The sequence below is a fragment of the Yersinia sp. LJYL362 genome (assembly GCF_048323875.1).
On record NZ_JBLWEX010000078.1, the window covers coordinates 1 to 9761 of the forward strand.

Consider the following 9761-nt stretch of genomic DNA (forward strand, 5'->3'; position numbering starts at 1 on the left):
GATTTTGCGGTGATGAGTGGCGGTGGGGTTCGTGACTCTATCGATGCGGGTGATATCACCTATAAAGATGTTCTTAAGGTCCAGCCATTTGGTAATACCCTGGTTTATGCTGATATGACAGGCAGTGAAGTTGAGAAGTATCTGGCGGTTGTGGCCAATAAGAAAGTCGATTCAGGTGCGTATGCACAATTTGCCAATGTCAGCTTAGTCGCTGATGGCAAAGGTGTCAGTGACGTGAAAATACAAGGCAAACCGTTAGATCCGAATAAAACCTATCGTCTGGCAACCTTGAATTTCAATGCGCTAGGTGGTGATGGTTATCCGAAGATTGATACTTTACCGAGCTATGTGAATACCGGTTTTATCGACGCAGAAGTGCTTAAACAGTATATTGAAAAGCACTCTCCACTTGATGCCAGTCAGTATCAGCCGAAAGGCGAGATTGTTTATAAGTAGTTGTAATTAATCGGGATGAAGTACATTTTAAGTAATGTATTTCATCCCATTATAAAACTCGAAAAAACCTTCTGCAAAACTCCACTGCAAAACGGTACACAAATTAAACAGCAATGGTGATCCATTCTTTGCCACGGTCATCATTATATTTATCGGTCATTGCTTGGTTTTTATGGCCGAGTAGTGATTTCGTATCGATGCCTTGCTCACGATATAATCGTTCGGAAAGTGATCGCTGTTCATGGAATGTTGGCGGGGTTCCATCTTTCCATTTGATCCCGCTGGCTTCACGCGCCGCAGTGAAATTCATTGTTATTGTTTGATCTCGTATATTTCCGCCGCGCTCAGCTGTGGCCACTGCATGGTGGTGGTGCAATAAGTAAGGACTTACTATCCGATCTCGACACTGAGATATAACTTCTCTTAAGGTGATATTCAGTGAATTACAGCGAAGGGATAAAGGAATTGCCAGCCTCGCCCCTGTTTTTCCCTGAACTATATGAAGATGGTCATCCCAAATATCAGAAAATTGCATGCCTGCAATATCACCTAGCCGCTGACCAGTAACGACCGCAAGAAGCATTGCCCTCTGTAAGTATGGCTGCATTGTGCCGGCTTCTTTATATATAGCCTGCCACTCTTCCAAGCTAAGCCGCTGCCGCTGCACTTTTGATTTAGGTTGCTTAGTGGCCAGTGCGGGATTATAGCCAGGAGGGACTTCACCAGCATGCTGCGCTTCTTTAAATACATCAATAATTACTCGACGAACCACCTGAGCCATAACGAGCTGCCCCCGGTCTTTATATGGAACAAGAATATCCGCTATATCCCTCACTGTTATTTCTGGCAATAACTTATTACCGATAATAGATCGCATAACCTTAACGGGCGTCTTTTTCTGGTTCACGGTCGATGATTTCAATTCACCCAGGCGCTGGCGTTCTTCCTGAATTTTCCAGTAGCTATCAAGCCATGCTGATACAGATAAACCTTTACCTAGATCCCTGCTTATTTTATCTCTTGCTGTCATTAGTTGGCCCATTTGCTGTTGAGCAAATCGGGTATTAGCTTCTACTGCTATACCGACACCGAGGTATACAGCCGGGTGCATGCGGCGGCTGTACATACGCTTTACGGCTACATCGATTACCTTGCCCGCAACCTGTTACCGGATCAGTGCGATGAAGATTGGTTAGCGCGCCACGGCAATATGAAGCGCTGCCCACGCAAGCAGCCCGCAACGGCGAGCGGTTTTGTGCGCTGGGAGGGGATCACCAACGGTATTGAAGTGCCTGCCGGCAGAGTGATTCAACGTGATGATTTGCAGGAGTACACCACCACGGCGGCGGCGACTGCTGTTGCGGGCGTTCTGCGGGTACCGGTGATTTGTTCTGTTGCTGGCACTTTGGGGAATACCGATGATGGTATTGGTATGGTACTGACTCAACCGATTAACGGCCTGCCATCATCAGCGGCGGCGGATAACATAGAGGGTGGCACTGATATTGAGCCGGTAGAAGAGTGGCGGTCGCGAGTCATTGAGCGGTGGTATTACACCCCGCAAGGCGGCGCTGATCCTGACTATATTATCTGGGCTAAAGAGGTACCCGGTGTTACGCGTGCCTGGACTTATCGCCACTGGATGAGAACTGGTACGGTCGGTGTGATGGTGGCCAACAGCAATCTTGAAAACCCCATCCCTGATAATGCGGTGGTCAGCGCGGTGCGTGATCACATTCTGCCGCTGGCTCCGGTGGCAGGGGCCAGCCTCTATATCCTCGCGCCAGTGGCAAAAGTGGTGCCGTTCCATATTCGCCTCACCCCTGACACACCAGAAGTGCGCTATGCGGTCATTGCTGAGTTACGCGCTATGTTTCTGCGTGATGGGGTGCCGGGTGGGACGCTGGATCACTCGCGTATCAGCGAGGCTATCAGTATTGCGACTGGCGAATATAAACACGTTCTGGTCAGCCCGACCGATGATATACCGCTGGCCGCGACTGAGCTGCCCATTGTGGGAGATCTAACGTGGACTTAATCGACAGCTATAGCCAGTTATTAACAAACCTGCTGCCGCGTGGCCCGGCGTGGGAGGGGGATGATCCCCTACTGCTGGGGCTTGCACCGTCTTACTCCCGCGTCCATCGGCGTGGGGATGGTTTGATGGTAGAAGTTGATCCGCGTACCACCACTGAGTTGATTGACCGCTATGAACAGCTAACCGGTCTGCCGGATTCATGCGCACCGCCCGGGGTGCAGACCTTGGCCCAGCGACAACAGCGGCTGGATGCAAAAATTAACATTACAGGTGGGATTAATAAGGCGTTTTATCTGGCACAACTGGCGGCACTGGGCTATCCGGATGCCACGATCACACAGTTTGAAAGTGATGTTTTTCGCTGCACTGCGACCTGCATTGATTCGCTTTATTCAGACGAGTGGCGCTACTGGTGGCAGGTCAACATGCCGAATGTCACTCAGATAACCGACATGACCTGTACTTCTGTCTGCACCGACAGTCTGAGAACGTGGGGCGATACCATTGCCGAATGCGTCATTAACAAACTTTGCCCTTCGCACACCTATGTGACTTTCTTATACCCGGAGTAACCCTTTATGCATCGTATTGATACCCCAACCGCCCAGGTTGATAAATTTGGCGCGGGTAAGAACGGCTTTACCCGTGGTAACCCACAGACTGGCGTACCGGCTACGGCTTTGGATGATGATTATTTTGATGCCGTGCAGGAAGAGATTGCTAACGTCATTGAAAGTACAGGCACGGCTTTGAAGAAGAGCGACCGTGCGCAGTTATTAACCGCGATTAACGCCATTGTTAGTGGTGCGGGCGGGGATTTTCTCAAGAAAGCAAATAATCTTTCTGAAATTAAAGACGCTGGCCTTGCTGCGGTGGCTGCTGCACTAGCTAACCTTAGTTTGAGTTCAGGTCTATTTCCAATAGGAATGCCGTTTTTTTGGCCTTCGGCACAGACACCAGCAGACCTTTTTACTGAAATGTCTGGGCAGGTTTTTTTACGGTGGAATGGTGCGACATTTACGGCATCGCAATATCCAAAACTCGCGTTAGTGATCCCGAGTCTTACTCTTACGGAAGCCCGTGGCGAATTCCCGCGAATATGGGATGCAGGCAGAGGGGCTGATACAGGACGAATTTTACTTTCAATACAGAGTGATGCTATCCGAAACCTAACGGGTTCAGTTTCAAATATTCAGTTTAAGGCTAATAATTTGAATACCGATGGAGTGTTGTTAGCAGAAAATATGCCGGGTGTAACTGGGAATGTCACTACAGGATCCGAACCTGTCAAAATCGTTAAATTTGATGCTTCAATGCAGGTGCCAACAGCAACTGAGAATAGACCACGTAATATTGCATTCAACTTTTTAGTAAGGGCTAAATAATGACAATAATTTTTGATGACACAGGCCATGCTAATGTTGCAGGGTACGTCAAAGTTTTTTACTTCCATAATATAACAAGGGAATACGTCGGTTGGTCAGATGAATTTATTCCAGTTGGAGTGAGCCTTCCAGGCAATTCGACAACAGTAGATCCCGGATATGATAAATGCGGGGGATTGATTGCAGTTTTCCAGAATGATGAATGGAAACAGGCAGAGGATCATCGAGGTACTCGAGTATTTGCAATTTCAAATGGGCAGCAAGCAGTAGTTGACTATATCGGGCCAATCCATAGCGATTTTACCACTGCTGTTCCTGGAACACCTTATGATAGTTGGAATGGTACAGAGTGGGTTACAGATGTAAAAAGAAAACGTACAGCTGATATTTTTGAAGCTGATAACATCAAAACAGAGTTAATTACAAAAGCATCATCTTTCATCGCGCCGATGAAAGATGCACTTGAAGGCGGATATATTGATGAAGCAGATAAATTGATTTTAGAAGAATGGCAGAAGTATCGTTATGCACTAACAAAAGTGGACTTTTCTAATGCCCCCCATATCATATGGCCTAAAGAACCAGCATAAATAGGCTGCCGGGTAGCGGTGGTTGAATTCAAGAAGTAGATGAGCATCAATGATGGTTAGAACAAAATTTAGCCACCTGTATACGATGCTCACAGTAATAAACTTGGTTATCTTGTATATATAAATATCGAGTGATATTCTTCCCAACTGGGTAAAAATTACTGTTCTTAAAGCTAGGTGATTTATGAAGTATAGAGATGACTTAGATGGATTAAGAGCCGTAGCAGTTATAGCGGTCTTTTTTTATCATTGTCACTTAACCATCTCAGGCATCAATTTTTTAAAGGGAGGTTTTTTCGGAGTTGATATCTTTTTTGTTCTTTCCGGATATCTTATTTCTAATATAATTAGAGAAAGTTTGAATAAAGGGAAAGTGGATTTTTTAAATTTTTACATAAAAAGATTTAAGCGGATATACCCTGCATTATTAGTTATATCGTTACTTACAAGTATTGTCGCTTATCAGTTATTACTGCCAGATGAGCTGTTTAGTTACGGAAAGTCTCTATTATCTTCTTTGTTGTTCTTATCTAATTATTATTTTTATTCGGTAGATCCATATACTGCGACCTCAAGTCTATATAATTTTTTGCTACATACATGGAGTTTGTCAGCAGAATGGCAGTTTTATATGTTCTTCCCGATATTCATGGTAATAATAAGTCGGTTTTTTAAATCTCATATTTTTCAGATTCTATTGGTTGCAGCTTTATTGTCGTTTACCGCAGCCCAAATATTAACAGTAAAAAATGCAGATCTTTCCTTTTACTCATTTTTGACTAGAGCGTGGGAATTAATGGCTGGTGCTTTACTATCATTTATTAGTAGAGACTTTTTAGTACAAGAACAGAAAAAAATAGTATTATATTGAAACTAATGCCGATTGTTGGTATTTATTTAATTTTTTTCTCTCTAGTATTTATTGATGATTCAATGCCTCACCCGTCATTTATAACATTAGTTCCAGTGCTAGGAACATCACTCCTGATTATTTTCAGTAACCAAAGCGAGATTGTTGGAAAAATATTATCATTGAAGCCAATTGTTTTTATTGGCGCAATATCTTACTCTCTCTACCTATGGCATCAACCTGTATTAGTCGTATTTAGAATTGTTAAACATGAAAATATTAATTTTTTACAAAGTATTCTACTACTAATAATTACTTTTTCTTTATCAATAGTAACTTATTTCTTTATCGAAAAACCCTTTAGGCGAAATCTTAATAAGTGGAAAATAGTTGCTATTGTTGTGACAATAGTCACCGCGTTTTCTTTTGCAATTATTACTATATATACAAAAGGGCTCCCTGAAAGATTCGAGAAGCATGATATTGCAAAATTAATATTAAATCTGAATGGTAATAAACTACATGAAGTGAACGGCATAAAATGTCATGATAACAATATTGAAAACTCATGCGGGATATCTAATGATAAGAAAAGTCTCCCTAATGTTATACTTGTTGGTGATAGCCATGCTGGAAGCCTCGGATATAGTTTGGAAAACATAGCAGGAAATAATTTTAATCTTATACAGTTAACTAGTGATGTTTGCTTGGGAATGGATAACATCGATATGTATGATCGCGGCATAATCCATAAAATATGCCAAGATAGATCAAGCCAGTTTTCAAAGTATATAGAGTCAAAAAATGACGTGATTATATTCTCGGCTCGATTAAATTGGTACCTTTCAGGTAATCAATACGTTAATGAGTATGGAGATGTTGAAGGGAGTTTAGATAATAAACAAGTTCCAAAGAATGGTAATCCTTTATATGATGAAATATTGTCGAAATTAAATCTATGGGCTAAAAATCATACATTAATACTTATTTATCCAGAGCCGGAGTTAGGTATTGATATACCAAAATTAATTTCACATAGACTCCAAAGTCTATTTTCAATAGATGAAAAAATAAAATTTATTGAAAACTATAACTTTAGCATATCAAAATCTAAATATTTAGAACGTTCAAGTGTTAGTTATGCTTTACTAGATTCAGTTGTGGGGCCTAATATCATTAGAGTATATCCTGAAAAATTATTGTGTGATGATGAAAAGTGTTATCCTTACAGCAAAGATAAGTCTAGATTATATTACTTTGATGATGACCATTTATCTATTTATGGTGCTGAACTATTAATTAATTCATTTAAACAGCCATTATTTGAGGCACTTAAGCAATCTCAAAATTAATGTTTTTTATAGGGGGAGTTATATGTTAATAGATGGATGGAATCACTTCTCAATTCATAATGTGGCTGATATTACTAAAATAGTTATTTTGGAAGCATAGAATACAAAACCGGGCTTCATCGCCCGGTCTATTCATGCGTATGATGGATCTGTAACTCACCACTGCACCGGGCCTTAATTTAAATAGTTCACACCTGCATCACTGATCCCTGCATCAATATAATCAATCCGCTTTTGTAGCTCACTGACGATATGCCGAGCCTGCTCGACTGTGATCTCCATTGTCTGAATCACTTCAGCATTGGATAAGATTGGTGGGCTTTTTACCCTGGCATTGAAAATCATGGATTTGCTGCGTGTTGAGTGGCTGATGGTCAGAGAGTCAAATTTATAAATCACAGAAAAATTCTGTTCGAAGCCTTTTGTTGCTGACATGAGTAGATCCTCACACAGTTAATTTACTGGTTAAATATACAGTAAATGTTATCCGTATAACAATCAGTTTTAAGTGAACTGTAGGGGGAGATATCGTCGGAGTTTTACCATTGTTTTACCATCAGCAAACCCCACAAACAAAAAAACCAACCCTAATGGATTGGTTTTCTTTAGGTATTTTGGTCGGCATGAGAGGATTTGAACCTCCGACCCCCGACACCCCATGACGGGTTAAATATACGGTTGTAATTATCTGGGGTGCAATCAGATTCGAGTGATTGAGGAGGAAACCTTTTCTGCAAAACTAATTTTTATTTGTTTCTATTCAATAGGTTATAACGCGATTGATTTAGTTGATTTTAGGTGTCAAGAAGCTAGTAATTATTCTAAATATCAATACATTGCGCTGCAACTCAGCACCTACTGAAACAGTATATTGAAAAGCACTCTCCACTGGATGCCAGCCAATATCAGCCGAAAGGTGAGATTGTTTATAAATAATCAATTAGATAAGGAGTTACTATAGTCAGTGACTCCTATTATATAATCCTGATTGCTATTGGTTATATATAGAAACCAAGCTGTGTTAAGCGGAAAATATTTTTTGTTGATGTATTGTTTATATTTGTGTTCATAAAATCACTTTTACCTAAGTGAGATAATATCACTGGGACTAAGCCAAAGATGGTAAGTAAGTTACTTGTTATTTATTGGATATTAGGTTCAGGAGGCTCACTATGCGCTTTCATAAAATAGTTGTTATTTTTTCAATGCTCACCGCACTGCCTGTTGCGAGTGCACTCGCGTGTTTCCACCAACCTAGCTGTTTCACACGATGTGCTCAGTTGCCGCTCTGGGAGGTGCCTTTCTGTGATCTTGGCTCAATACATACGCCAGTTTTGCAAGGTGGAAATTTAAAAAATCCAATAGATTTATATTCCTCATTTAAAACTAATCACAGTGATATAGGTTTATTTAACTTAAAAGATCTTTAGAGACAATAAATTAATTTTTTATGAAAGGGCTATTTGGGGCCCTTTCATATTTGTGATGACTCAATCCCGCTTGGCGATATCAGCAAAGGTTCCCTGCAATAAACGGCATAGGTCTGTTGCTGCCAATTCAATATCTAACCCCCGTTTACCGCCGGAAATAAATATGGTGGCATAGTCTTGAGCAGGGCTATCAATCACTGTGGGTAAGCGTTTTTTCTGCCCCAATGGGCTGATACCGCCAACTAAATAGCCAGTACTGCGCTGCGCTAATTGTGGATCCGCCATCTCGGCTTTTTTTACCCCCAATGCACGCGCCACTTTCTTAAGATCAAGTTGGGTGGCCACCGGTGTGACGGCAACCGCCAGATTTTTGGCATCGCCATTTAACGCAACCAGCAATGTTTTATAAACTTGATCGGCATTGAGGCCCAGTTTTTTAACCGCTTCATCACCGAAATTGGTTTCTGTGGCGTCATGGTGATAGGGGTGTAATGTGAAAGGAACTTTTTGTTTTTCCAGCAAAACGACTGCAGGTGTCATAATAAACGTCCAATTTAAAATGAAAATTTATTCAGTTGGAATATCCTACACCTAATTTTTGTCACAAGACTAAAAATTAACCTAATAAAATCAGCACAATGATCCGATGCGATACGATATATGATGAATGTCAGTTGCTAATCTAATCGTCAGGTTGCTACCCTATACTGGCTGCTCATATTTTCCGCAAGGAATGTGAGGGCTTAATAACTAAAATAATGAAAATTCCTCTTTGACTGGCCGATAGCGATATCGGCCATTTTTTTGTATTTTTTACCGATGGTTGGGCTGCAAGAGTTCAGGGAGATTCCCTTCGCCATATAAATGTAATGCACCAACTGCTACCACATAGTGGCCGGCTGGCAGTTGTTCAAGCTGCTGCTGCCAGCGTTTATTGCGCTGTATCATCAGTACGTCGTACAACCCCTGACTAAAGGTAGGAGCCAGAGTGGATAGGTCATTGGCCGGATGATGTTCCAACCACCAGCCAATCATGGTTTGCAACAGGCGAGCGTTGGTGTGCCAGTGAGTTAAGGTATCGAGCAGTAAAGACATGCCATTGTCGGGCAGTGTTTCCAGTAAATCGAGCTGCATTTGTGCGCCTTCCAGCTCAATAATGGTTTTCTTCTGCGCTGCGGCCGCTTTCAGTAATTGATAATCGATGCCGTATTCGCCGCGTAATCCCAAACGTTGGGCCTGGCGTGCCTGAAGCATCAAGGCGGTTTGCCATGCGGGCAGAAAGGCCATGGACTGCGGATCGTGACCGAGTTCTTCGCAGCGTTGCAACAATTGTTGGTAGTGCTCTTCAGATAATCGGTCAATCAACGGATCAGCCAGATTTTCGTTACCAAACGGCGAGGTTGCGTCAGTGATATCTGCTTCTACTATCAGCGCATCAGCTTGATTCAATTTATTCAGCAATTCGTGGGGGAGGGGAAACATGCCTTCGGTTCCCATATGGATGCTACCGACCAGATGCAAGTGGCGTTCACCGGCTAAGGTGACATCTAAAGCGGGGTAGGAGTAAGTAGCTGGAGCACCAACCCCTAAAAATTTTGCGATGCGGCGTAATAATTGGCCCATGCCTATATGCTTCTCTTTTAGCGTTTTCTGTATCCTA

11 protein-coding genes and 1 pseudogene are annotated in these 9761 nt (G+C 42.2%); 8 read left to right on the top strand and 4 right to left on the bottom strand.

Going from position 1 to position 9761, the window contains the following annotated elements; genetic code table 11:
- Nucleotides 1-456, top strand: a 456-nt coding sequence (locus ACNSO8_RS03275) for a 5'-nucleotidase C-terminal domain-containing protein (RefSeq protein WP_418393819.1), incomplete at its 5' end; no start/stop codon positions are given.
- Nucleotides 457-559: 103 nt separating this feature from the next.
- Here ACNSO8_RS03275 and ACNSO8_RS03280 read toward each other — a convergent pair.
- Nucleotides 560-1486, bottom strand: a complete 927-nt coding sequence (locus tag ACNSO8_RS03280; protein WP_229694764.1) for a tyrosine-type recombinase/integrase — start codon at nucleotides 1484-1486, stop codon at nucleotides 560-562.
- Between the two features lie 3 nt (nucleotides 1487-1489).
- Between ACNSO8_RS03280 and ACNSO8_RS03285 the strand changes: the two genes are divergently transcribed.
- From ACNSO8_RS03285 to ACNSO8_RS03310, 6 genes are all read left to right on the top strand, one after another.
- Nucleotides 1490-2494 (top strand): baseplate J/gp47 family protein, encoded by a 1005-nt coding sequence (locus ACNSO8_RS03285; protein WP_418393820.1) that lies wholly within the window; start codon nucleotides 1490-1492, stop codon nucleotides 2492-2494.
- Entirely contained in the window at nucleotides 2485-3066 is a 582-nt protein-coding gene (locus tag ACNSO8_RS03290) for a YmfQ family protein (protein WP_289823875.1), read from the top strand. Before ACNSO8_RS03285 ends, ACNSO8_RS03290 begins: the two co-directional genes overlap by 10 nt.
- A 6-nt stretch (nucleotides 3067-3072) precedes the next feature.
- Nucleotides 3073-3879 carry an integrase gene (locus tag ACNSO8_RS03295; RefSeq protein WP_411937527.1) on the top strand — a complete coding sequence of 269 codons (807 nt, stop codon included), beginning with the start codon at nucleotides 3073-3075 and terminating at the stop codon, nucleotides 3877-3879.
- Nucleotides 3879-4469: a tail fiber assembly protein gene (locus tag ACNSO8_RS03300; RefSeq protein WP_411937526.1), complete on the top strand. Its 591-nt coding sequence runs from the start codon at nucleotides 3879-3881 to the stop codon at nucleotides 4467-4469. Before ACNSO8_RS03295 ends, ACNSO8_RS03300 begins: the two co-directional genes overlap by 1 nt.
- A gap of 184 nt (nucleotides 4470-4653) precedes the next feature.
- A complete protein-coding gene (locus tag ACNSO8_RS03305; RefSeq protein WP_050914902.1) occupies nucleotides 4654-5340 on the top strand; it encodes an acyltransferase family protein in 687 nt (228 codons plus the stop codon).
- A gap of 5 nt (nucleotides 5341-5345) precedes the next feature.
- Nucleotides 5346-6671, top strand: a complete 1326-nt coding sequence (locus tag ACNSO8_RS03310) for an acyltransferase family protein (RefSeq protein WP_418393821.1) — start codon at nucleotides 5346-5348, stop codon at nucleotides 6669-6671.
- A gap of 174 nt (nucleotides 6672-6845) precedes the next feature.
- On the opposite strand, the gene ACNSO8_RS03315 is transcribed toward ACNSO8_RS03310, so the two are convergent.
- Nucleotides 6846-7106, bottom strand: coding sequence for a hypothetical protein (locus tag ACNSO8_RS03315; RefSeq protein WP_019083742.1), 261 nt, complete (start codon nucleotides 7104-7106; stop codon nucleotides 6846-6848).
- A 420-nt stretch (nucleotides 7107-7526) separates the two neighbouring features.
- Between ACNSO8_RS03315 and ACNSO8_RS03320 the strand changes: the two are divergent.
- Nucleotides 7527-7607, top strand: a pseudogene (locus tag ACNSO8_RS03320) (bifunctional metallophosphatase/5'-nucleotidase); the annotation flags it as partial.
- Between the two features lie 554 nt (nucleotides 7608-8161).
- Here ACNSO8_RS03320 and ybaK read toward each other — a convergent pair.
- Nucleotides 8162-8641, bottom strand: coding sequence for a Cys-tRNA(Pro)/Cys-tRNA(Cys) deacylase YbaK (gene ybaK, locus ACNSO8_RS03325; protein ID WP_019082579.1), 480 nt, complete (start codon nucleotides 8639-8641; stop codon nucleotides 8162-8164).
- A 273-nt stretch (nucleotides 8642-8914) separates the two neighbouring features.
- Nucleotides 8915-9724 carry a TraB/GumN family protein gene (locus tag ACNSO8_RS03330; RefSeq protein WP_046695337.1) on the bottom strand — a complete coding sequence of 270 codons (810 nt, stop codon included), beginning with the start codon at nucleotides 9722-9724 and terminating at the stop codon, nucleotides 8915-8917.
- Nucleotides 9725-9761: the final 37 nt, after the last annotated feature.